The following is a 22,865-nucleotide window of genomic DNA, read 5'->3' as shown; positions in this document are numbered from 1 at the left end:
GGTGAACCGGCCGCGCCCCGGTTGGGTACGGTCACGCCATGGCCGAGCCGTCCGACACTCCCGCATCCGCCACTGGCCCGTCCGCCGCCGGCCCCGAGCCGTCGGCCCGGCGCCGCCGAGGCCTCGAGCGCATGGGCGAGGTGTACTCGTTCGAGGTCAGCGACGGACCCGGCGACTTCTTCGGCTACACGGTCGAGCACCTGTTCGGCGACGTCTGGGAGCGGGAGGGGCTGTCGCTGCGGGACCGCCGGCTCCTGCTGATCGGCCTGATGGTCGCCGAGGGGCTCGACGGCACGCTCGGCATCCAGCTCGACTCCTCGCTGGTGAAGGGCGATCTGACCGCGGACGACCTCCGCGAGATCGTGATCTTCCTGAGCCACTACGCCGGTTGGCCCAAGGGCGCCGGCCTCAACTCGATGGTCGAGACGTCGATCGCCCGGTACGAGAAGGCCCAGCGGCGTCTCGCCGAGGCCGACGGCGCCGCCGAGGAGGTGTGACGGTGGCGGGCCCGACGGTCGACCGGGGACGGCTGGAGGGCCTGATGGCGGCGGAGCGCGAGCTGTTCGTGCGCCGCACCCCGCGCTCGGCGGAGCTGCACGAGCAGGCCCGCCGGTCGCTCCTGGCCGGCGTGCCGATGAGCTGGATGACCCGCTGGCCCGGCCCCCACCCGGTGTTCGTCGACGAGGCGTCCGGCGCCCGCTTCACCGACGCGGACGGCAACACCTACATCGACCTCTGCCTGGGCGACACGGGCGCGATGACGGGCCACTCGCTGCCGGCCACCGTCCGGGCGCTCGAGCAGCAGGCGCCCCGGGGCATCACCACGATGCTCCCCTCCCCCGACGCCATCGCAGTGGGCGACGAGCTGCGGTCGCGGTTCGGGCTCCCGGTGTGGCAGATCGCCATGACGGCGACCGACGCCAACCGCTTCGCGCTGCGGATCGCCCGCCACGCCACCGGGCGCAAGAAGGTGCTCGTGTTCGACTGGTGCTACCACGGCACCGTCGACGAGGCGCTCAACGTGCTCGCCGACGACGGACGGGTCGTGCCGCGGCCCGGCAACACCGGCTGGGCCACCGATCCGTCGCTCTCGGTCGAGGTCGTGCAGTTCAACGACGTCGAGGCCCTCGAGCGCGTGCTGGCCACCGGCGAGGTGGCGGCGGTGCTGGCCGAGCCGGCGCTCACCAACATCGGGATCGTCCCGCCCGAGCCGGGCTTCCACGACGCCCTCCGCCGGATCACCCGCGAGACCGGGACCGTGCTCATCATCGACGAGACCCACACCATCTGCTGCGGGCCCGGCGGCGCGACCCGGGAGTGGGGGCTCGAGCCCGACATGTTCGTCATCGGCAAGCCGATCGGCGGCGGCGTCCCGTGCGCGGCGTACGGCATGACCGAGGAGCTCGCCGGCCGGGTGCTCGAGGTCGTCGAGGGCCCCGACAGCGACGTCGCCGGCATCGGCGGCACCCTCACCGCCAACGCGCTCGCCCTCGCCGCGGTGCGGGCCACGCTCGGCGCCGCGCTCCGCGAGGAGGACTTCGCCGTCGCCGTCCCGCTGGCCCACGCCTGGGCCGACGGGGTCCAGGGCGTGATCGACGAGCACGGGCTGCCGTGGACCGTGAACCGGCTCGGGTGCCGGGCCGAGTACTGGTTCTGCCCCGCCCCCCGCAACGGCGCCGAGGCCGCCGCGGCCGTCGACCACGAGCTCGACGCCTTCCTGCACCTGTGGTGCCTCAACCGAGGGATCCTGCTGACGCCGTTCCACAACATGGCGCTGTTCTGCCCGGCCCACACGGCCTCCGACGTCGAGCACCACACCGCCGTCTTCGGCGAGGCGGTCGCCGCCCTCGTCGCCTGACGGCCGACCCCACCGGCCGGCCCCACCCGTTCTGTGATGCTCGATACGTCTCGATCGACGTATCGAGCATCACAGAACGGTGGGGTCGGGAGCGGGTGGGGTCGGGAGCGGGTGGGGTCGGGAGCGGGTGGGGTCAGGAACGGGCGCGGGGCAGGTGCTGGACCAGCTCGACGGCCGGGGCGAACAGGTCGCCCCGCTCCTCGACCCGGGCCAGGACGTCGTCGATCCGGAAGACGAGCGGCTCGTCGCCGTCGGCGGCCGCGGCCACCTCGTCCCAGTCGAGCGGGGTCGACACGGTCGGCGCCGGACGGGCCCGCATCGAGTACACGCACACGGTGGTCTTGTGGTGCGCGTTCTGGGACCAGTCGACGAAGACCTTGCCCGGCCGCTCCGCCTTGGCCATCGTCGTCGTGACGCCCTTCGGGTGCCGTTGCGCCAGCATCTGCCCGACGGCCAGCGCGAACGACGAGCAGTGCTCGTGGTCGGCCGCCCCCGGGCCCGGGTCGTTGAGCGGCACGTACACCTGCATGCCCTTCGACCCCGAGGTCTTGGCCACGCAGTCGAGGTCGGCGCTCGCCAGGATCTCCCTGATCTCGAGCGCCAGCTCGGCGCACTCGGGGATCGCCGTGCCGGGACCGGGGTCCAGGTCGAACACGCACATGAGCGGGTGCTCGAGGTCGTCCGAGCGGGCCATCGGGGCGTGGAGCTCGAGGGCGGCCAGGTTCGCGGCCCAGACGATCGCGGCCGGCTCGTCGAACCGGCAGTAGCGCAGCTCGCCCTTGCGGTCGCCCGGTCCGACGGCGGTCGGCACCCAGTCGGGCCGGTGCGACGGGCAGCGCTTCTCGAAGAACGACTTGCCGTCCACCCCGTTCGGGTAGCGGCGCATCGTCATGCACCGGCCCGCGGTGTGGGTGACCATCACCGGGGCGATACGGGCGTAGTAGTCGATGACCTCGGACTTCGTGGTCCCCGTGTCCGGGTACAGCACCTTGTCGAGGTTGGTCAGCGAGAGCGTGCGGCCGTCGATGCGGACCGGCGTGCCGTCAGCCATGCGCAGCAGCGTCCAGGAGGTCGGCGGGACCCGGTCGGCCTCAGGCCGTCTTGCGAGCCGGGGTCTTCTTCGCCGTGGCCTTCTTGGCGGTGCTCTTGGTGGTCTTCTTGGCCGCCGCCTTCTTCGTGGTGCCGCCCGAGGCCTTCTTGGCGGTCGCCTTGGACGGCTTGGCCGCGGCCCGCTTGGTCGTGCCCGACGAGCGGCCCGACCGGGCGGGTGCCTCGTCCTCGGCCTCGTCCGCATCGGCGCCGCCCGTGCTGGGGTGCCGGCCCCGGGCGTCGCGGGCGGCCGCGACCGACGCCTCGAGCGCGGCCATCAGGTCGATGACCTTGTCCTCCTCGGGACCCTCGACCTCGGCCACCACGCGCTCCTCGCCGGCGTCCTTGGCGTGGATCAGGTCGAGGAGCTCCTCGCGGTACGTGTCGTGGAACGCCTCGGGACGGAAGTCGGTCGAGAGCGAGTCGATCAGCTGCTCGGCCATCGTCAGCTCCCGTTCGGTGAGCTCGACGTCCTCGAGCTGGTCGAACTCCGGGATCTCCGACACCGGGTTGATCTCGTCGTCGTAGACCATCATCGAGAGCACGAGGTGCCCGTCGCGAGGGCGCATGACCGCCACGTACTGCTTGGCCCGCATGACGAACCGCGCCACCGCCACCTTGCCGGCCTGCTCCATCGCCTCGACGAGCAGCGTGTACGGCTTGGCCGCCCGGTCGTCGGGGGCGACCCAGTAGGCGCCGTCGAAGTACATGGGATCGATCGCGTCGAGGTCGACGAACTCCTCGAGGTCGATCGTGTGGGTCGCACGCGGCTGCAGCGAGGCGAGCTCGTCCTCGGTGACGATGACGTAGCGGCCCTTCGAGACCTCGTAGCCCTTGGCGATCACGTCGGCGGGCACCTCGGAGCCGTCCTCGGCGTTCACCTTGCGGGTGCGGATGCGCGACCCGTTTCGGGTGTCGATCTGGTTGAACCGGACCGACTTCTCGGAGACCGCGGAGAACAGCTTCACCGGGATGTTGATGAGACCGAAGCTGATCGATCCGCTCCAGATGGCACGAGGCACGGGCGCGCTCCTTCAGACGACCGCTCCGTCCGCGGCCCGTCCAGTATCGGCCGACGACGGCTCGGATTCCACCATTCCCCTCGCGGGAGCCAGGCATTCCCCTCCCGAGGCCTGGCGTCTCCGCCGGGAACGAGCCCCGGGCGGCCGGGAGGTCAGCGGGGTCGGAGGCCGGCGCCGGTGTCGGTCAGGTGGTGGGCCGCGCCGTGCTCGGGCGGCCAGGCGACCTCGGCCCAGACGGCCTTCGACGTCCGGCCCAGGACCACGCCCCAGCCGGTGGAGAGGGCGGAGACCACGAGGAGGCCACGGCCGCTCGGGCGGTCGGGCGGCGGGTCCCCGGGCACCGGCATGCGGGACGGGTGCGGGTCTGACACCACGATGAGCACGCTGTGCTCGGCGAACTCGAGATCGACGGTCATCCAGCCCGGCGCGTGCTCCTCGACGTTGCTGGCGAGCTCGTCGACGAGCAGCACGATGTCGGCGGCCGCCGCGGCCGGCACGGCGCCCCGGCGGAGGGTGTCGTCGGCCCAGCGGCGGAGGCGGGCGAGCGACGTGGGCGTGGTGTCGCCGGTGAAGCCGTCGGAGGCACCCGAGAGGCACGCAACGACTGCCGCGAGCTGGGCCCGCCAGTCGGCGCTGGTGCCACCGTCGGAGGGCGCCGCCCCGGCGGCACGGGCCGTCCCGCCGTGGATCACGGCCAGGGCCCGGTTCGGATCGACCGAGCGAAGCCCGGCGACGCGGGCACGCAGGCGCTCGGCGTTGTCGTCACCGGGCTCGACCTCGAGCTCGGTGATCGGGTCCTCTGCCAGGTCTGCGCCCATCGGCCACGAGGCGAGGTGGAGCGGGCGGCGACCGGTGCGCTCCGTGCGGGACGCGTCGCCTCGGCTGGTTCGGTGCGCTGCGGTGTCGGTCATCGGGCTCGGAGGGGGGGGTGGCGGCTGCGGTGCGTTCCGACGGGCCCATCGGCGGGCCCGTCGCCGCACGTCATACCCGCCCGCCGGGTCCGTAAACCCTCAGGCCCCGGCCAGGACGGCCCGGGCGACCAGGTCGGTGCCGAAGGCGGTCAGGATCGCCAGGTACAGCAGCCCCGTGGCCGCCATGACCGCGGAGTAGTACCGCTCCTTGAGCGCCAGGCGGGTCACGACGACCAGCACGATCGTGGTGACCACGCACGCGAGCCAGAACCACCCCAACATGCCGCCGTAGCCGTCGTCGATCGACCCGTTCAGCACCGAGACCATCCCGACCGGCACCAGCAGCAGGGCCACCTCGGGGAACCACGTCCAGCCGACCCAGCGCACCAGCTCGTTGAGCGGCGCCCGGGGCAGCCCGGGCTGGGTGAGGTACCAGTGGCCGAGCAGCATGGCGTCGGTCACGCTGCCGAGGAAGGCTGCGCCCACCACGGTGCGGGCGATGCCGAGCCAGGCGGGTCCGCCGGCGTCGATGCCGCCCGCCACGAGCCCGATCAGCCCGATCGCCGGTGCGACGAGGTCGAGCGACGGCGGGAACTCGGGCGCCTCGGCGTCGAAGTGCTGCTCGGCCCGGTCGATGCCGGTCATCTCGGCGATGCGGGCCGAGCGGACCTGGGCCCGCTCCCGCTGCAGGGCCACCCCGCTCGACCGGCGGGCGACCGACACCCACAGCGCCACCCCCGTCGCCAGCGCCACGCCGGCCGCCGACAGGTCCCGGACCGGCAGCGGGTCGTAGCGCAGGCCGGCCACGAGGGCACCGATCGCCATGAGGCCGTAGACGCCGCGGAGCAGCCACCCGTACCCGAGCGAGACCTCGCGGCGGCGGGTGGTGACCCACAGGAAGGCGAGACCGCCGGTCGCCCACTGCAGGAGGAACGTGGCGACGTTCAGCGACATCGGCGGGGCGACGGGGCCATCGGCCGGGCAACCTACCGCCCGGCGGGCGCCGACCCCGAGTCCGGGCCCCGGCTCAGCCCGGGAGCGCGATCTCGGCCCAGACCCACTTCCCGTCGCCCTCGGGGCGCACGCCCCACTCGGACGCGACGGACGACACGATCGCCACGCCCCGGCCGTCGGGGTCGGTGATGGCGCTGCGGCGCAGGACCGGGGGCTCGGGATCGGCGTCGAACACCGAGACCCGGACGGCGCCCCGGGTCACGTGGACGCGGACGACGAAGTCGCCGGTGGCGTGGAGGACCGCGTTCGTCGCCAGCTCGGAGGTCACGAGCGCCAGGTCGTCCGCGGCGTCGCCGTCGACCTCGGCCGCAGCGACGGCGAAGCGCCGGGCGCGCGCGATCTCCGATCGATCGGCGCGGAAGCGGCGCTCCCCAGCGAGCGTCCCGGTCATGGACGCGTGGCGGCGGTCATCGGTGCAGGTCGGTCATGAGCTCGTTCGAACGGTTCCACGGCGAGCCCGTCCCCGAAGGGCCCGTCCCCGAAGGGCGCGACCGCCGGGGGCGCGGCGGACACGCCGGGCGGACCGTACCCAGACCGAGCCCGGTTCAGAACATGATCGTCGCTCACAGCGGGACCAGCTCCCGATCCGCGTGGTTCAGCCGATCCCCGACGCCCCCGGTGACGGCCACGATGTCCTCGAGCCGGAAGCCGAACCGGCCCGGGAGGTAGATCCCCGGCTCGATGCTGAAGGCGTTGCCGGCGACGAGCGGCTCGCCGTTGCCGTCGACGACGTACGGGTCCTCGTGCTCCTCGACGCCGATCCCGTGGCCGGTCCGGTGGACGAAGCGGTCGCCGTACCCCGCGGCCTCGATCACCCGGCGGGCGGCGGCGTCCACGTTCTCGGCCGCCACGCCGAGCCCGACCGCCTCGAACGCGGCCTGCTGGGCGGCGCGGAGCACGGCGTAGACCTCGGCGGCCTCGGCCGGCGGCTCGCCGGTCCACACGCACCGGGTGATGTCGGAGCAGTAGCCCACGCCGTGGGCGTCGGCCATCGTCCCGCCGAAGTCGCAGAGGACCACCTCGTCAGGGCCGACCAACCGGTCCCCCGGCTCGTGGTGCGGGCTGGCGGCGTCCTCGCCGGCTGCGACGATCGCGAAGTTCACCCGCTGGTGGCCCTCGGCGAGCAGCCGACGGCCGAGCTCCGCCGAGACGTCGGCCTCGGTGCGGCCGACGAGCGCCACGTCGCCGGCCTGGAGCTGGGCGGCCACGCGGTCGGCGGCGGCCGAGGCGGCCCGCAGGGCGGCGAGCTCGGCGTCGTCCTTGACCGCCCGCAGCGGGACCGTGACGTCGGCCGCCCGCCGGAGCCGGGCGTCGGGCAGGGCGTGCTGGAGGTCGATCACGAACCGGGCCCACGTCCGGTCGCCGATCGCCACGGTGGCCGCCGTGCCGACGAGGTCGGCCACGATCGCCACCGGGTCCTCGGTCTCGCCCCAGGGCCGCAGCGAGAACAGCTCCGGCCGCTCGTGCACCCGGGGCGCCTCGAGGCCGGGGACGACGAGCGTGGCGTCACCGTCCACGGGCACCACGAGCATCGTCAGGCGCTCGAGCGGCATCGCCTCGTACCCGCACAGCCACGGCAGGTCGGGCCCGACCGAGATCGCCAGCACGTCGACGCCGAGCGCCGCCATCCGCGTCCGGACGCGTGCGAGCCGCTCGGCGAACGGCGACGCGGCGGCAGCGGACCCGGGCATCGCTCGTGCCTCAGCCCTGCGCCAGGGCCCGGTAGACGGCGTCGACGAGGTTGACGCGGCGAAACGACAGCGCGGTGTCGGCGTCGAGGCCGGCGTTGAACAGCACGGCCAGCACGACGCCCGACTCGGGGTCGGCCATGGCGAAGCTCGTGCCGCCCTGGCCGGCGTGGCCGAAGGCCCGGTCCGACGGACCGTCGCCGAAGAAGTGCGACGACAGCGGCGTCATGAACCCGAGGCCGAAGCCGGCCTCCCGGTCGAGCGTGACGTCGTGGGCGATGGGCAGCCGGGCGGTGACCGCGTCGGCCAGCAGGTCGGCGGGCAGCACGAGGTCCGCGCCGTCGAGGTCGGCCAGGAGCCCCTGGTAGAAGGTCGCGACCGCCGACATCGTCCCGTACGTGCCGAAGGCTGGGTTCCACTCGCAGGCCGTCTCGGGCCCGACCTCGGCGAGCAGCGGGACCGCCTGGTCCATCGTCAGGTCGAACGTGGCGGAGATGCGCTCGTGCAGGCGGTCGAAGCCCTCGGGGTCGAAGCGGACGACGAGGTCGTCGGGATCCACCCCGTAGGGGGCGAGGACGGCGTCGCGGACGTAGGTCTCGTAGGGCTGATCGGTCAGCGACTCGATCGCCTTGCCGAGCAGGTACCACCCGCCGAACTCGGCGTAGGCGCGGTCCGTGCCGAACCGCCACGCCATCGGCGGCTCCGACGCGGTCAGCCAGCCCTCCCGGCTGCGCTCCGGGAGGATGCGGGCGAGCACGGTGTTCATGACGTGGAGGCCGGCGGTGTGGCCCAGCACCTGCTCGACGGTCCGGTCCGCGATCCACGGCGCGTCGAGGCCGTCGACCACGTCGCCGAGCCGGTCGTCGAGGCTCAGCTCGTCCTCGGCGACGAGGCGCAGGACGGCGGCAGCCACGATCGGCTTGGCCGTGCAGTAGAGCGCGGACAGCGTGTCGCGGGTGAAGGGCTCGTGGAGGTGGGTGCGGCCCACGGCGGTGTCGAGGAGGCACTCGCCGTCGCGGACCACCACCAGCTGCGCGGCCGTGTGGAAGAAGCCCTCGTCGGCCTCGTCGGCGATGCGCTCGACGAGCTCGACGAAGGGCTCGGTCACGATGTCGTCGGCCTGGGTCTGCGCCACGCCCCGACGGTACCGCTCGTCCGCGCCGTTCCGGTGCGGGGGCTCAGGCGGTGCCGGCCTGCTCGGCCAGCAGCGCCCGGGCCACCGCGGAGACCTGGATCTCGTCGGTGCCGGCGTAGATCTGCAGCACCTTGGCGTCGCGGGCCAGCTGCTCGACCTCGAACTCGGCCATGTAGCCGTTGCCGCCGAAGATCTGCACGGCCTCGAGCGCGACGTCCATCGCGGCCTGGGCGGCGTAGAGCTTGCCGGCCGAGGCCTCGGCGAAGCTGCCGGGCACGCCGGCGGCCGACATCTCGATGTTGCGGAACACCTGGTTCTGCAGGTTGAGGCGGGCGACCTCCATCTTGGCGAGCTTCAGCTGGATCAGCTGGAACTGGCCGATGGGCTGGCCGAACTGCACCCGGTCGTTGGCGTACGGCACGCAGAGCTCCAGGCAGCGCTCGACGATGCCGAGCGCCATGGCGACGACGCCCGTTCGTTCCATGCCGAACGTGGCCTTGGAGGCGTTGCGGCCGCCGGCGCCGGTGTAGGCCTCCTCGGACTCGCCGAGCAGCCGGTCGCGGCCGACGCGCACGTCGTCGAGGAACAGCTCGCCGGTCGGGCTCGAGTGCATGCCCATCTTGCGCAGCGGCTTGGACTGCTCGAGCCCCGGGGTGCCGCGGTCGAGCACGAACTGCAGGACGGTGCGCTCCTCGGGCGGGTTGCCCTCGTCGAGCTTGCAGATGAACACGATCGTGTCGGCGTACGGGCCGTTCGTGATGAACGTCTTCGAGCCGTTGAGGACGTACTCGTCGCCGTCGCGACGGGCCGTCGACCTCATCGAGCCGAAGGCGTCGGAACCCGAGCCGGGCTCGGTGATGGCCCACGCGCCGATCTTGTCGAGCGTCAGGAGGTCGAGGCCCCAGCGCTCCTTCTGGGCGATGGTGCCCTTGGACATGACCGAGGCGGCGGTGAGGCCCATCGACACGCCCATCGCGGTGACCATGCCCGGGCAGACCCGGCACAGCTCGATGATCGGGATGAGGTTGAACGCGATGGCGTTGGGGTCGCGGGGACCGGACTCCTTGCGGGTGTCCTCGGCCGGCGCCTCACCGGCGGCGATCGCCTTCTCGGCCGCGATCCGCTTCTCGAAGGACGAGCGCTGCATGTCGCTCATGCCGAACGTGGCGAACATCTTGCGGAGCAGGTCGTAGGGCGGCAGGTCGCCGAACTCGAGCTCCTCGCGCAGCGGGCGGATCTCCTTGTCGACGAAGTCCCGCACCGCGGTGCGCACCATCTGCTGCTCTTCGGACCACTCGTACACGGGCTCGCGCTCCCTGATCGCTCCGTCGCGGCACGACGGTCACCGGCCACTTGACCGGTCGGTCAAGACTAGGCGAGCCGGGCGGACCCGTGCCTCCCGGCCAGACCGGTGCCTCCCGGTCAGTCGCCTCCCGGTCAGTCGTCGGCCGGCGGGATGAGCGGGGCGACCTCGCCCCACCAGCCCAGCTCGTCGGGCAGCCGGGGCAGGCCGCGATAGGCCGTGACGTACTCGGGCGACTGGATCAGGCCGTGCAGCAGCAGGAGCAGCGTCCAGCGGGCGTCGACGGTGCCGCCGTCCTCGATCGCCTCGAGGGCGGTCGACTCGCCCGAGCGCATCTTGAGGTAGTTGCGGAACGACATGCTCACGCCCATCTCGGGTGCGCCGGCAGCCGGCGTGCCCTCCTCGGGCTCGTCCCACTCCTCGACGAGCCACCCGGTCCGGGAACCGTCCTGGTAGCGGACGTCGCAGCGCTGGGTCCCGACGGGCGTGCCGAAGACCTCGAAGCGCAGTCGGGCGGTGGCGTCGGGGACCCGCGCGAGGGCGTCGAAGGCCGGGGCGGGGAGGTCGTCGAGCAGCGGCAGGTCGAGCACCTGGTCGCCGAGCCGCAGCCCGGCCGCGGCGACGTCGTCGGGCGACGCGATCCCCGCCGGGCAGGGCCGCAGCGGGGATCCGGGCCGGATCAGCGCCCAGGGCCCCGGCTCGTCGTCCTCGATCCAGTCGACGAGCACGCCGCGCTCGAACACCTGGTGGTGGTGGACGACCGTGCCGTCGTCGAGGACCGCCTCGTGGTGGACGGTCCCGGTGGCGTACGCCGGCAGCTGCAGGTCGAGCTGCCCCGAGGCGTCACGCGTGGCCTGGTTGTCGACCGAGCGACCGAACTGCGACACGAAGCCCATGGCGCCCAGTCTGCCCGCCCGCCGGGGCGGTCCGGACCGGCGCTCAGCCGACGGCGACGGGCGTGGCGGCCTCGGCGGCGCCGCGTGCGTGGTAGCTCGACCGCGTGAACGGGCTCGACTCGACGTGGGCGAGGCCCAGCGACCGGCCCACCTCGGCGAAGCGCTCGAAGTCCTCGGGCGTCCACCAGCGCGACACCGGTAGGTGGTGCGACGTCGGCCGCAGGTACTGGCCGATCGTGACGATCTGGACGCCGACGGCGGCGAGGTCGGCCAGCGTCGAGGTCACCTCGTCGGCGGTCTCCCCGAGCCCCAGCACCAGCCCCGACTTCGTCGTGCGCCCGGCCAGCGCCGAGCGGCCGAGCAGGGCGAGCGACCGGGCGTAGCCCGCCGACGGCCGGACAGCCCGCTGGAGCCGGGCCACGGTCTCGACGTTGTGGTTCACAACGTCGGGCTCGGCCGCCAGCACGACGTCGAGGGCGGCGGCGTCGCCCTTCAGGTCCGAGATCAGCACCTCGACCGACGTCCCCGGCCGACGGTCCCGGATCGCCCGGACGGTGGCGGCGACGTGGGCCGCACCGCCGTCGGGCAGGTCGTCCCGGGCGACCATCGTGATCACCGCGTACGAGAGGTCCATGCGGGCGACGGCCTCGGCGACCCGCTCGGGCTCGTCGGCCTGCAGCGGCCCGGGGTGCCGCGTGTCGACCAGGCAGAACCCGCACGCCCTCGTGCAGCGCTCGCCGCACACCATGAACGTGGCGGTGCCGTCGGACCAGCACTCGCTGAGGTTGGGGCAACCCGCCTCCTCGCAGACGGTGATCAGCCCCAGGTCCCGGACCGTCCGCTTGACCCCGAGCACGTCGGCGCCGTGGCGGACCGGGGCGCGCATCCAGTCGGGCTTGCGGTCGGTGAGCGCCACCGCCTGGGTGACGCCGGCCTCGGCCAGGCGACCGAGGAGGCGGACCGAGGTCCCGCCGGCCGCCGCTGCGGCGCCGGCCGCTGCGGGCCGGGCCTCGCCGACGGTGGCGTTCGCGCCCGTGGTCCGCTCCCCCGGGCCCAGGCCCCGGCTGAACGGCGCGAGGTCGGCGTCGTCGAGCGCCTGGCCGGCCACGGTGGGCCGCCGCCACACGACGTCGGCCCGGTCGACCTCGAGCGGGCCGGCACCGAGCGCCGCGGCCCGTGCGCCCCACCGGGCGACGAAGGCCTCGGCGAGCGCGTCGACGACCTGGCGCATCGACGCGTCGACGCCCTCCTCGGCGAGCGACGTCACCCCGTAGTCGGTGATGCCGCAGGGCACGATGTGGCCGAAGTACGTCATGTCGGGCGCGACGTTGAGCGCCACGCCGTGGAGGGTGCGACCCCGCTCGACGCGCACGCCGATCTGCGCCACCTTGCGGGCCGACGCCGTGTTCGGGGCGACCCACACCCCCGGGTAGCCGTCGTGGCGGCCGGCGCCGCCGAGGCCGACGGACCGGAGCGCGTCGATCAGCACGTCCTCGAGGAGGTGCACGTAGTCCTTGGTGCGCGGCGAGGGGTCGAGCGTGACGATCGGGTAGGCGACGAGCTGGCCGGGACCGTGGTAGGTGACGTCGCCGCCGCGGTCGACGGCGACGAGCTCGGCGCCCACCGACGACGGCTCGACCAGCACGTGGTCGGCCTCGGCGTTGCGGCCGAGCGTGTAGGTGTGCGGGTGCTCGAGCAGCAGCAGGTGGTCGTCGGTCGGCGCGCCGGGGTCGCCGGGCCGGTCGTGCAGCGCCCGCTGCAGCGACCAGGCCTCGTGGTACGGGACCGTGCCCAGCCAGCGGACCCGCAAGGGGTTCACGGCTGCCTCATCGGTGGTGCGGCGTCATCGGGGACACGGCGTCACCCGAGCTCCGCGGCCCAGTCGCGGGTCTCGATGATCTCCTTGAGCCGGGCCATGAACGCTGCGGCGTACGCGCCGTCGAACGCCCGGTGGTCCCAGCTCAGGGTCAGGTTGCCGACCGAGTGGATGCCGATCGTCTCGTCGCCGAACTCGTCGACCACGACCACGGGCTTCCGGGACACCCCGTCGGTCGACAGGATCGCCACCTGGGGCTGGTTGATGATGGGGATCACCATCGCCGTGCCGTAGCTGCCCGAGTTCGAGATCGTGAACGTGCCGCCGGTGAGCTCGTCGGGGCCGAGCTGCTTGGAGCGGGCCCGGGCGGCCAGGTCGCTGATCTCGTGGGCGATGGCCCGCAGCCGCTTCTCGTGGGCGTCCGCGATCACCGGGGCGAGCAGGCCCTCGTAGTCGAGGTCGACGGCGATGGCGAGGTGCACCTCGTTGTGGAGCACCAGCGAGCCGTCGGCGACCGACGCGTTCATGTGCGGGAACTCGCGGAGCGCGTCGACGACGGCGCGGGACACGAACGGCAGGTACGTGAGCGAGAAGCCCTCCTCGTCCTTGAACCGGGACCGCTCGACCCGGCGGACGCGCTCGACGGCCTCGTAGTCGACCTCGACCATCGTGATGGCGTGGGGCGAGGTCGCCTTGGACATGACCATGTGGTCGCCCGTGACCTTGCGGATCTTGTTGAGCGGCTCGACGGTGTCGCCGCTGCCGGGGCGCATCGGGGAGGCGGCCGGCGGCGCGGGCGTGGACCGGGGTGCCGCTGTCGCGGGCGCAGGCGCGGCCGGGGCCGCAGGCGCAGCCGGGGCGGCGGGCGCAGCAGGGGCGGCCGGGGCGGGTGCGCCGGCCTTGGCGTCGATGACGTCGAGCACGTCCTCGCGGGTGATGCGGCCGCCGACGCCGGTGCCCTTGATCGAGCCGACGTCGAGACCGTGCTCGTCGATCAGCCGGCGGACGAGCGGTGACAGCAGCGCGCCGGAGCCGTCGGACCCGGCGGGAGCCGGGGCCGCAGGAGCGGGAGCCGGGGCCGCGGGCGCCGCAGGTGCGGGGGCTGCGGGCGCCTGGTCGGCCGGGGCCGTCGCCGCGGGGGCAGGAGCCGGGGCCGGAGCGGGCGCAGGGGCGGGAGCCGCCGGGGGCTCGGGAGCGGGGGCCGCCGCCGGAGCGGGAGCCGGCGCCGCCTCGGGAGCGGGAGCGGGGGCCGCCTCGGGAGCGGGGGCCTCGGCGGCGGCGGCCGGCGCGGCCGCGCCGTCGCCCAGGACGGCGAGCACGGTGCCGACGTCGACGGTGTCGCCCTCGGGGACGCGGATCTCGGACAGGACGCCCGAGGCGGGGGCCGGCACCTCGGTGTCGACCTTGTCGGTCGACACCTCGAACAACGGCTCGTCCTCGGTCACGGGGTCCCCGACCGCCTTGAACCAGCGGGTGATGGTCCCCTCGGTGACGCTCTCGCCGAGCTGCGGCATCACGATGTCGGCCATGGCCGTTCCCTTCAGGCCGGCGCCTCTGCCGGCACGTCGAACGTCTGCGATCGACCCGGACACGAGGCCGGGCGGGCCCGGTGCACCGAACCGCACCCGAGCCTACTTGTCTTCAACTTGTCTCTAGGGCCGTTCGTTCCCGTTCCGTGGCACGGATCGGCGGATCAGCCGTGGAGGGACCTTCCCGTGAGCGCCAGGACCGATTCGCCGAACAGCTCGGTGAGCGACGGGTGGGGCTGGATGAAGGCCGCCACCTCGTCGACGGTCGCCTCCCAGTTCACCGCCAGGTAGCCGCCGGAGAGCTGCTCGGTGACCCACGGGCCGACCATGTGCACGCCGAGGATCTGCCCGGCGGAGCCGTCGGGCCGCTTCTCGGCGATGACCTTCACCAGGCCGTCGGGCTGGCCGAGGATGACCGCACGGGAGTTGCCGCCGAAGCGGTGCTTCGACGTCACGACGTCGTAGCCGGCCTCCTTCGCCGCCGTCTCGGAGAGACCGGCGAACGCCACCTCGGGCTGGCAGTAGATCGCCCACGGCACGCGGGAGTTGTCGACCGGCACCGGCGTCTCGCCGAGGATGTCGGTGACCACGCAGATCGCCTCGGCGAAGCCGACGTGGGCGAGCTGCGGAGTGGCGATGACGTCGCCGATCGCCCACACCGACGGCTCGCCGGTGCGGTACAGCTGGTCGACGTCGATGAAGCCGCGGTCGGTGATCTTCACGCCGGTGCCCTCGGCCAGCAGCCCCTCGGTGTACGGGGCCCGGCCGACCGAGACGACGACGAGGTCGGTCTCGAGGGTCTCGCCCTCGCCGAAGCTCACGCTGGTGCCGCCGCCCGCGCCGGGCGAGTGGCCGGTCACCGCGACGCCCGTCCGCACGTCGATGCCCTTCTTCTTGAACGTCTGCAGCACGACGCGGGTCACGTCGTCGTCGCAGCCGGGGAGGATCTTCGGCAGCGCCTCGAGGATCGTGACCGAGGCGCCGAGGTCCGCCAGCGTCGACGCGAACTCGCAGCCGATGGCGCCGCCGCCGATGACGACCGCCCGCTCGGGGACGCCGGGGATGTGGAAGAACTCGTCGGAGGTGACGACCGGGCCGCCCGGCTCGAAGCCGGGGATGACGCGGGGCACCGAGCCCGGGGCGAGGACGACGGCGTCGGCGGTCAGGGTGGCGGACTCCGACCCGTCGGGTCCGCCGACCACGGAGACCGTGCGGTCGGGCCCGAGCGTGGCGGTGCCGTCGAGGATCGTGACCTTGCGGTTCTTGAGGAGCCCGGTGACGCCGCCGGCCAGCTTGTCGATCACCGACTGCTTGCGCTCGAGCGTCGTCGACCACTCGAGGCCCAGCGGCTGCACCTTCACGCCGAAGTCGCCGGCGTGGGCGACGGTGCGCACGATCGCCGCGGTCTCGAGGAGCTCCTTCGCGGGGATGCAGCCGCGGTGCAGGCAGGTCCCGCCCACCTTGTCCTTCTCCACGAGGGCGATGTCCAGGCCCGCCGAGGCGCCGTAGAGGGCGGCGCCGTAGCCCGCCGGTCCGCCGCCGATGATCACGAGGTCGAAGTGCGTCTGCTCCACGAGGCCGAGACTACCGACGCCGCCCAGCCGCCCCGAACGCGACCGACCGGGCCCGCGCGCCCGGCGCTCAGATGATCTGCGCGGCCTGCACCGCGAACGCGACGAGCACCGCGAGACCGCACAGCAGGGCGAGGATGATCAGCATCCGGGTGCTCACGGCCGGAAGGATAGGACGCCCCGGTGGTGGCCCCGCAGCGGCTGGGAGCTCTCGCAGAACCCTCACCCTCCTCTCGGCCGGCTCTCAGGGAACTCGGCGACACTGGCGCCCATGAGCACGACGACCTCGCCGGTCACCGGCCGACCCCCGACGCTCCTGCTCGTGGACGACGAGGACAACCTCCGCTCGATGCTGGAGGCGGCGCTGCGCCACTCGGGCTTCGACGTCCACCCTGCCGCCAACGGCCGCGAGGCGATCGACGTCGCCGTCGGCCTCCGGCCCGACCTCATCGTGCTCGACGTGATGCTCCCCGACCTCGACGGCTTCGAGGTGTGCCGACGGCTCCGCAACGACGGCGTCCGGACGCCGGTCGTGTTCCTCACCGCCAAGGACGGGACCGAGGACAAGGTCCGCGGGCTCACGCTCGGCGGCGACGACTACCTGGTGAAGCCGTTCAGCCTCGAGGAGCTGGTCGCCCGCATCGGTGCCGTGCTGCGCCGGACCGGCGCGGTGGGACCCGACACCAGCGTCCTGCGCTGCGGCGACCTCGTGCTCGACGACGACGCCCACCGGGTGACGCGGGGCGGCGACGAGGTGCAGCTCTCCCCCACCGAGTTCAACCTGCTGCGGTTCCTCATGCAGAACGCCGGGCGCGTCATGTCGAAGGCGCAGATCCTCGACCACGTGTGGGAGTTCGACTTCGGCGGCGACGGCGGGATCGTCGAGACCTACATCGGCTACCTGCGGCGCAAGGTCGACACGATCGACCCGAAGATGATCCACACGATCCGCGGCGTGGGCTACACGCTGCGGGTGCCGGCCTGACCATGGCGAGGCCGGGTCGGGGCCGCGGCGGCCTCTCGCTGCGCGCCCGCGTGCTGTCGGCCATGGGGCTGGTGGCGCTCGTCCTGCTGGTCGCGGGCGTCGTCGTGGTCCGCACCACGTCGACCCACCTGCTCGACCAGGTCGACGCCCAGCTGGAGCGCGCCTCGGGGCCGTCGTTCGCGCCCCGGCCCGGGACGGGGGACCAGCAGCCCCCGGCCGGCGCGGACATCCTCGTCCCGCCGTCGGAGCAGCCGACCGAGCAGCCTTCCGAGGCGACCGACGACGAGGAGTCGTTCAACACGCTGTACGTCGGCTTCGTCGACGGGGCGACCGTCCGGTCGCTGCGCGTGCCCAACTCGCTCGACGACACGGGCCGTCCCGACGTCGACATCGCCCGGATCCGCGTCGCCGCCGCCACCGGCGAGCCGTTCACCGTCGACTCGACCGGCGGTGACGAGCGCTACCGGGTCGTCGCCCACGAGGACGCCCGCACCGGCGCGCTGGTGCTGACCGGGCTGCTGCTGACCGACGTCGACGGCACGACCCAGCGGCTCGTCATCGTCGTGGTCGTCACCGGCGCGGTGCTGCTCGCCGTGCTGGCGCTGATCTCGTGGTGGGTGCTCCGACTGGGCGTCCGGCCGATCAAGGAGATGACCGGTGCCGCGGCCGACATCGCCGCCGGTGACCTCTCGCACCGGATCCCGCCGGCACCGGCCGGCACCGAGGCGGCCGAGCTCGGCGACGCGCTCAACGTGATGCTCGGCAACATCCAGGCCGCCTTCGACGAGCGAGCTGCGTCGCAGGAGCGGTTGCGACGCTTCGTCGGCGACGCCAGCCACGAGCTCCGCACCCCCGTCACCACGATCCGGGGCTACGCGGAGCTGCAGCGGGCCGGCGGGCTGGAGGACCCGGAGCAGCTCGACGCCGCCATGCGACGCATCGAGGCCGAGTCGGTCCGCATGGGCAACCTCGTCGGCGACCTGCTGCAGCTCGCCCGCCTCGACCAGGGCCGCCGGCCACGCGTCGAGCCGGTCGACCTGGTGCCCGTGCTGCGCGACGCGGCGGCCGACTTCTCGACGGTCCACCGCGACCACGAGCTGGTGCTCGAGCTGCCGCCGGGCGACGGGCCGGTGACGGTGGTGGGCGACCCCGACCTCCTCCACCAGGTCGTCGCCAACCTCCTCGGCAACGCGGGCGTCCACACACCGGCAGGCACGACCGTGCAGCTCCGACTGCTGCCCGGCGCCGGCGCCGTCCGGGTCGTCGTGGCCGACGACGGGCCGGGCATGTCGGCCGAGGACGCGGCCCGGGCCTTCGAGCGGTTCCACCGCGCCGATCCGTCCCGCACGCGCGCCAGCGGCGGCAGCGGGCTCGGGCTGGCGATCGTGCAGGCGGTGGCGGAGGCCCACGGCGGCTCCGTGTCGCTCGACGCCGAGCCGGGTCGGGGCACCGAGGTGACGATCGAGCTCCCGCTCGCCGGCGCGCCGGCGGTGCCGCCGAGCCCGTGAGGGGCGGCCTTCGTGGCCGCTCGGGCATCGCCGGTAACCTCGCGGGACGGCTGCGCCGGGTCCCCCGGCAGGTCGCGCTCGGCGTGCAGGCGCCGAGACGTCGCGAGGCGAGAGGATGCAAGACGGTGCAAGACGCCCTCGGTGAGGTCCAGTCCGTGCTCGTGCTGGGCGGCGGTTCCGACATCGGTCGGGCGCTGTGCGTCCGGCTCGCCCGGGCCCGCTGCCGGACGGTCGTCCTGGCCGGGCGCCCCGAGGACGACATGGAGCCGGTCGCCGAGGCCGTGCGGGCCGCCGGCGCGACCACGGTCGAGCTCGTCCACTGGGACTCGACCGACGTCGAGAGCCACCAGAAGGTCATCGACGAGGTGTTCGACCGCCACGGCGACATCGACCTCGTCTACGTGCCGGCCGGCATCCTCGGCAGCCAGGCCGCCTTCGACGCCGACCCGGTCTTCGCCGCCAAGGCCGTCGAGATCAACTTCGGCGGGCTCGTGTCGGCGTCGCTCGTGGTCGCGGAGCGGCTGAAGCGCCAGGGCCACGGGACGATCGTGCTCATGTCCTCGGTCGCCGGGCTCCGGGGCCGCAAGGACAACTTCGTCTACGGCTCGACCAAGGCCGGCCTCGACGCGTTCGGCCAAGGCCTCGGCGACGCGCTCGACGGCTCGGGAGTGAAGGTCGTCGTGGTCCGGCCCGGCTTCGTCCGCACGAAGATGACCGAGGGCATGGACGCCGCGCCGTTCTCCACCACCCCCGACAAGGTCGCCGCGCTCATCGTCGACGGGCTCGCCAAGGGCCAGGAGGTCGTGTGGGCGCCGCCGCTGCTGAAGTACCCGTTCTTCGTCTTCCGGCTCCTGCCCCGGTTCGCCTGGCGCATCGTCGCCGATCGCGCCGCCGGCTGATCTGGCGCCCGACCCCGCGGCGGAGGGGCGCGGCGGGTAGGAGCGGCTCCCCGCGGTAGGAAGGACGGCATGGACATCGCGGTCACCGGCTCCACCGGCCTGATCGGCAGCGCGCTCGTCGCCCGGCTCCGCGCCGACGGCCACCACGTGCTCCGGCTCGTCCGCCCCGGCGCCGCGGGGCCCGACAGCACAGCTTCCGACGACACGGCCTCCGACGACCCGAGCTCCGACGACACCGCCGAATGGGACCCGTCGACGGGGACGATCGACCTCGGTGCGCTCGAGGGCCTCGACGGCGTCGTGCACCTTGCCGGCGCCGGGATCGCCGACTCTCGATGGACCGAGCAGCAGAAGGACCGGATCATGTCGTCCCGGCGCCTCGGGACCACCCTGCTGTCGACCACGCTGGCCGCACTCGCACGGCCGCCCGCGGTGCTGCTGTCGGCGTCGGCCATCGGCTACTACGGCGACACGGGCGACCGCGCCACCGACGAGACCGGCGCAGCCGGCGACGACTTCCCCGCCCGCGTCTGCCAGGTCTGGGAGGGCTGCACCGCGCCGGCCCAGGACGCAGGCATCCCGGTGGCCCACCTCCGCACCGGCATCGTGCTCGACGCCGGCGGCGGGGCGCTCGCCAAGCAGCTGCCGTTCTTCCGCGTCGGCCTCGGCGGCCGGTCCGGGTCGGGCCGGCAGTTCCAGAGCTGGATCACGCTCCGCGACGAGATCGGCGCGATCACGTTCCTGCTCGAACGGGCCGCGGCGGCGCGGGGCGGTGATGGCACGCCCGTCACCGGTCCGGTGAACCTCGTCGCGCCCGAGCCGGTCCGCAACGCCGAGTTCGCCTCGACGCTCGGCCGCGTGCTGCACCGCCCGACGACGATCATCCCCATGATCGGACCGAGGGTGCTGTACGGCCGGGAGCTCGCGGACTCGCTCCTGCTGACGAGCCAGCGGATCGTGAGCGGGGTGCTCGCCGACGCGGGCTACGAGTTCGAGGACCCCGTGCTCGAGCCGGCGCTGCGGGCGATCCTCGACCGCTGAGCGTGCCCGCCGGGGCGACCGCCACCTATCGTCGCTGACCATGACCGCGCAGCCCACGACCACGGACCCGTCCGCGCCGACCGCGTCCACCGCGACCTCGGTGTCGGTCAGCCGCCTGATCCCGGCGACCGCGCAGCGGCTGTTCGACCTGGTCGCCGACCCGACGATGCACCCGGTGATCGACGGCTCCGGCTCGGTCCGCGGGGTGAAGGGCGCCAAGCGCAAGCTGGCGCTCGGCGACCGCTTCACCGCCAACATGCGCGTCGGGCTCCCCTACTTCATCTCCAACACGGTCGTGGAGTACGCCGAGGGCCGCCGCTTCGCCTGGGCCCACGTCGGCGGGTGGCGCTGGCGCTGGGAGTTCGAGGAGCAGGAGCCGGTCGACGGCGAGCCGATCACCCGGGTGACCGAGACCTTTGACTGGTCGACGGCGAAGGCCGCCGGCTACGTCACCCGCCTCGGTTGGCCCGAGAAGAACCGGACGGCCATGGAGCGGTCGCTGAACCGCCTCGCCACCTACATCGCACACACGTCCCAGCCGCTCTGAGCTACCGGCCGCACGCCCCGACCCCCCGAGCCCGCTGATGTCCCGGACGATCGCCGCCTTCGACTTCGACGGCACCATCACCAAGCGCGACACCCTCGTGCCGTTCCTCGCCAAGGTCGCCGGGCCGGCGCGCTTCACGTCGGCGTGCACGCGGCTCGGGCTCCTCGGCGCCCGGCGCAAGGTGCCGCTCCAGGACCGGGACCGCATCAAGGAGCACATGATCGAGCTGCTGCTCGGCGGCCGGGCCGAGGAGGACCTGCGCCACGCCGGGGAGCGCTACGCCCGGGACCTGCTGACCGGTGACCGGCTCCGGCCCGACGTCGTCGCCCGCATCCACGAGCACCACCGGGTCGGCCACAGCACGGTGATCGTGTCGGCGTCGCTCGTCTACTACCTGGAGCCGATCGCCCGGGAGCTGTCGATGGACGGCGTCATCGGCGTCGAGCCCGAGGTCGTGGACGGCGTGCTCACCGGTCGGCTGGCCAGGCCCAACGTGCGGGCCGAGCAGAAAGCGGTCCGCCTGCGGGAGTGGCTGGGGGCCGCCCCCGACGGCGAGCTCGACGTCACCGTCCACGGCTACGGCAACAGCTCGGGCGACCACGCGCTGCTCGAGATGTCGGAGCAGGGGTGGTGGTTCGGCAGGGCGGCCAAGGTCCCGTCCGGGGCACGCCCCTTCCGGCCCGGCACCCCGCTCGACTGACCCTCCCCGAACGCGGACGGCCGGCTCGCGGCGCTAGCGCCGGAGCTCGGCGGGGGCCTCCACGATCGCAGCGGGTTCCCGCCGTCCGTGCCGGAACCGGCGGTACGCGGCCTGGAGCACGATGAGCGACAGCAGCGCCACGCAGAAGACCAGCTCGCCGGCGTCGCCCCACTCCTCGCCGACGAACCCGAACAGGGACACGGCGATCACCACGCTCACGGCGATCGCGAGCGCCGCCTGCAGCACCGTCCTGTGATCCACGGCCGACTCCTTCCCGCCTGATCGTGACACCGACGGGGCCAGGTTTCGACCCCCAAAACGCGGCCCGACCACCGGCAGTGCCGTGGCGCGGCACTCCCGGTGGTCGGGACTCGGACAGATCCCGGGCGGGCCGGGATCAGATCACTTCGGCTGCATGCACTGCAGGCCCGCGCCAGGGGTGCGATCGCGGGCGAGTCGCCTGCAATCCCGCGGTTCTGAGTGCTCGGCGGTTCCCAGCGTTTCGCACTCGTTCGCTCCCCCGTGTGTCACGGATGTGTCACGGCTCAGAGGTCGCCGGTGAACTCGTGGAGGCCGAGGGACAGCGAATGTGTCCACCGACGTCCGGCGGCGTCGGTGAAGAAGATGACGGGCCCGTGAGTCTCCTCGGGCTTGAAATCCAGCCCGGCGCTCACCTCTTCTCCGGCGTCGATCGTGTTCCAGGTCGCTTCGATCGTCGTCTCCATCGCCTGCGTCTCCGTATCCTCCACGGCCGCCGAGACGTCGAAGATGGCTAAGCCGCTGTGGTTGCTGATGACCAGATCGTCAGCAACCACGTCCTCGAAGAGCCACCGCTTCGTGAACCACGCCTGGATCAGCCTGGCTTGTCTCGCGTGCTCGCGTTCCTCCTGAGCTGCAAGCCGACGCTCCTCCTGCCGACGCGCGTCGCGCTCAGACCTGATGAGGAAGAGCGAAGCCAACAGCGCTCCGACCGTTCCGATCGCGGCGATCAGACCACCGGCCACCCCCCACGCTTCCAGCGACCAGTTCCAGGGCAGCTCGAGTTCGTCGAGCGAGCTGAAGAGCACCGTCATCGGGCGTCCCCTTCCGTCCGGAGTCGATCCCATTTCTCGACATCGGTCCGAAGCCACAGCTGGCACCGTCCACCGCGAGACGCCCAGATCGGTGCTGGGAAGTCCTCGTAGCGACGCTGGTACGTAGAGACGCCCTTCGGGTTAGAGAGCCCGATGAGCTCGGCCACGTCCGCGACATCCAGGAGATCGTCGAGGTCGACCTTCTTGCCCATGCCGAGAAGCTAGTTGACTTATGCCGACAGGTGGGTAGGTTGTTGTCCTATTCCAACTATCAGGTTGG

23 protein-coding genes are annotated in these 22,865 nt (G+C 73.3%); 8 read left to right on the top strand and 15 right to left on the bottom strand.

Annotation, left to right across the window (positions count from 1 at the left end):
- Positions 1–38 precede the first annotated feature (38 nt).
- Positions 39–497: a carboxymuconolactone decarboxylase family protein gene (locus tag LH044_RS19755; RefSeq protein WP_227757358.1), complete on the top strand. Its 459-nt coding sequence runs from the start codon at positions 39–41 to the stop codon at positions 495–497.
- Positions 498–499: 2 nt separating this feature from the next.
- Positions 500–1,858, top strand: coding sequence for a transaminase (locus LH044_RS19750; protein WP_227757357.1), 1,359 nt, complete (start codon positions 500–502; stop codon positions 1,856–1,858).
- A 133-nt stretch (positions 1,859–1,991) separates the two neighbouring features.
- Here the strand turns inward: LH044_RS19750 and ligD are convergent, their stop codons facing one another.
- The 12 genes from ligD to lpdA all read right to left on the bottom strand — a co-directional run bounded on the left by ligD (position 1,992) and on the right by lpdA (position 15,835).
- On the bottom strand, positions 1,992–2,909 hold the full coding sequence (gene ligD / locus LH044_RS19745) for a non-homologous end-joining DNA ligase (RefSeq protein ID WP_227757356.1): 918 nt from the start codon (positions 2,907–2,909) through the stop codon (positions 1,992–1,994).
- Positions 2,910–2,949: 40 nt separating this feature from the next.
- Positions 2,950–3,969 carry a non-homologous end joining protein Ku gene (gene ku, locus LH044_RS19740; RefSeq protein WP_227757355.1) on the bottom strand — a complete coding sequence of 340 codons (1,020 nt, stop codon included), beginning with the start codon at positions 3,967–3,969 and terminating at the stop codon, positions 2,950–2,952.
- Between the two features lie 152 nt (positions 3,970–4,121).
- Positions 4,122–4,787 (bottom strand): ATP-binding protein, encoded by a 666-nt coding sequence (locus LH044_RS19735; protein WP_227757354.1) that lies wholly within the window; start codon positions 4,785–4,787, stop codon positions 4,122–4,124.
- A 192-nt stretch (positions 4,788–4,979) separates the two neighbouring features.
- The gene (locus LH044_RS19730; RefSeq protein WP_227757353.1) at positions 4,980–5,834 is read right to left on the bottom strand and encodes a hypothetical protein; all 855 of its coding nucleotides are present in this window, start codon (positions 5,832–5,834) and stop codon (positions 4,980–4,982) included.
- A gap of 73 nt (positions 5,835–5,907) precedes the next feature.
- Positions 5,908–6,285: an ATP-binding protein gene (locus tag LH044_RS19725; RefSeq protein WP_227757352.1), complete on the bottom strand. Its 378-nt coding sequence runs from the start codon at positions 6,283–6,285 to the stop codon at positions 5,908–5,910.
- Between the two features lie 172 nt (positions 6,286–6,457).
- A complete protein-coding gene (locus LH044_RS19720) occupies positions 6,458–7,585 on the bottom strand; it encodes a M24 family metallopeptidase (protein ID WP_227757351.1) in 1,128 nt (375 codons plus the stop codon).
- Positions 7,586–7,595: 10 nt separating this feature from the next.
- A complete protein-coding gene (locus LH044_RS19715; RefSeq protein WP_227757350.1) occupies positions 7,596–8,717 on the bottom strand; it encodes a serine hydrolase domain-containing protein in 1,122 nt (373 codons plus the stop codon).
- 43 nt (positions 8,718–8,760) lie between these two features.
- Positions 8,761–10,020 carry an acyl-CoA dehydrogenase family protein gene (locus LH044_RS19710; protein ID WP_227757349.1) on the bottom strand — a complete coding sequence of 420 codons (1,260 nt, stop codon included), beginning with the start codon at positions 10,018–10,020 and terminating at the stop codon, positions 8,761–8,763.
- A 134-nt stretch (positions 10,021–10,154) separates the two neighbouring features.
- Positions 10,155–10,916, bottom strand: a complete 762-nt coding sequence (locus LH044_RS19705; RefSeq protein ID WP_227757348.1) for a hypothetical protein — start codon at positions 10,914–10,916, stop codon at positions 10,155–10,157.
- Positions 10,917–10,959: 43 nt separating this feature from the next.
- The gene (lipA, locus tag LH044_RS19700) at positions 10,960–12,735 is read right to left on the bottom strand and encodes a lipoyl synthase (RefSeq protein WP_227757347.1); all 1,776 of its coding nucleotides are present in this window, start codon (positions 12,733–12,735) and stop codon (positions 10,960–10,962) included.
- A 41-nt stretch (positions 12,736–12,776) separates the two neighbouring features.
- Entirely contained in the window at positions 12,777–14,261 is a 1,485-nt protein-coding gene (sucB, locus tag LH044_RS19695; RefSeq protein ID WP_227757346.1) for a 2-oxoglutarate dehydrogenase, E2 component, dihydrolipoamide succinyltransferase, read from the bottom strand.
- A gap of 164 nt (positions 14,262–14,425) precedes the next feature.
- On the bottom strand, positions 14,426–15,835 hold the full coding sequence (gene lpdA, locus LH044_RS19690) for a dihydrolipoyl dehydrogenase (RefSeq protein WP_227757345.1): 1,410 nt from the start codon (positions 15,833–15,835) through the stop codon (positions 14,426–14,428).
- 268 nt (positions 15,836–16,103) lie between these two features.
- On the opposite strand from lpdA, the gene LH044_RS19685 reads away from it, so the two are divergent.
- The 6 genes from LH044_RS19685 (at position 16,104) to LH044_RS19660 (ending at position 21,512) form a co-directional block, all read left to right on the top strand.
- Complete coding sequence (locus LH044_RS19685) at positions 16,104–16,817, top strand: response regulator transcription factor (protein ID WP_227757344.1); 714 nt, start codon at positions 16,104–16,106, stop codon at positions 16,815–16,817.
- A gap of 2 nt (positions 16,818–16,819) precedes the next feature.
- A complete protein-coding gene (locus tag LH044_RS19680; protein WP_227757343.1) occupies positions 16,820–18,325 on the top strand; it encodes a sensor histidine kinase in 1,506 nt (501 codons plus the stop codon).
- Positions 18,326–18,450: 125 nt separating this feature from the next.
- The gene (gene dprE2, locus LH044_RS19675) at positions 18,451–19,224 is read left to right on the top strand and encodes a decaprenylphospho-beta-D-erythro-pentofuranosid-2-ulose 2-reductase (RefSeq protein ID WP_227757342.1); all 774 of its coding nucleotides are present in this window, start codon (positions 18,451–18,453) and stop codon (positions 19,222–19,224) included.
- Between the two features lie 69 nt (positions 19,225–19,293).
- Complete coding sequence (locus LH044_RS19670; protein ID WP_227757341.1) at positions 19,294–20,265, top strand: TIGR01777 family oxidoreductase; 972 nt, start codon at positions 19,294–19,296, stop codon at positions 20,263–20,265.
- A 40-nt stretch (positions 20,266–20,305) separates the two neighbouring features.
- Entirely contained in the window at positions 20,306–20,812 is a 507-nt protein-coding gene (locus tag LH044_RS19665; protein WP_227757340.1) for an SRPBCC family protein, read from the top strand.
- Between the two features lie 37 nt (positions 20,813–20,849).
- Positions 20,850–21,512, top strand: a complete 663-nt coding sequence (locus tag LH044_RS19660) for an HAD-IB family hydrolase (protein ID WP_227757339.1) — start codon at positions 20,850–20,852, stop codon at positions 21,510–21,512.
- Positions 21,513–21,545: 33 nt separating this feature from the next.
- Here LH044_RS19660 and LH044_RS19655 read toward each other — a convergent pair whose 3' ends face one another.
- The 3 genes from LH044_RS19655 to LH044_RS19645 all read right to left on the bottom strand — a co-directional run bounded on the left by LH044_RS19655 (position 21,546) and on the right by LH044_RS19645 (position 22,797).
- A complete protein-coding gene (locus tag LH044_RS19655; protein ID WP_227757338.1) occupies positions 21,546–21,773 on the bottom strand; it encodes a hypothetical protein in 228 nt (75 codons plus the stop codon).
- 284 nt (positions 21,774–22,057) lie between these two features.
- Positions 22,058–22,585, bottom strand: coding sequence for a hypothetical protein (locus LH044_RS19650; RefSeq protein ID WP_227757337.1), 528 nt, complete (start codon positions 22,583–22,585; stop codon positions 22,058–22,060).
- Complete coding sequence (locus tag LH044_RS19645) at positions 22,582–22,797, bottom strand: hypothetical protein (protein ID WP_227757336.1); 216 nt, start codon at positions 22,795–22,797, stop codon at positions 22,582–22,584. Before LH044_RS19645 ends, LH044_RS19650 begins: the two co-directional genes overlap by 4 nt.
- Positions 22,798–22,865: the final 68 nt, after the last annotated feature.

This window comes from Dermatobacter hominis, from assembly GCF_020715685.1.
In the GTDB taxonomy this organism is placed as follows: Bacteria; Actinomycetota; Acidimicrobiia; order Acidimicrobiales; family Microtrichaceae; genus Dermatobacter; species Dermatobacter hominis.
Note: the sequence above shows the minus strand (reverse complement) of the source record. Positions and strands in the feature narration are given on the sequence as shown.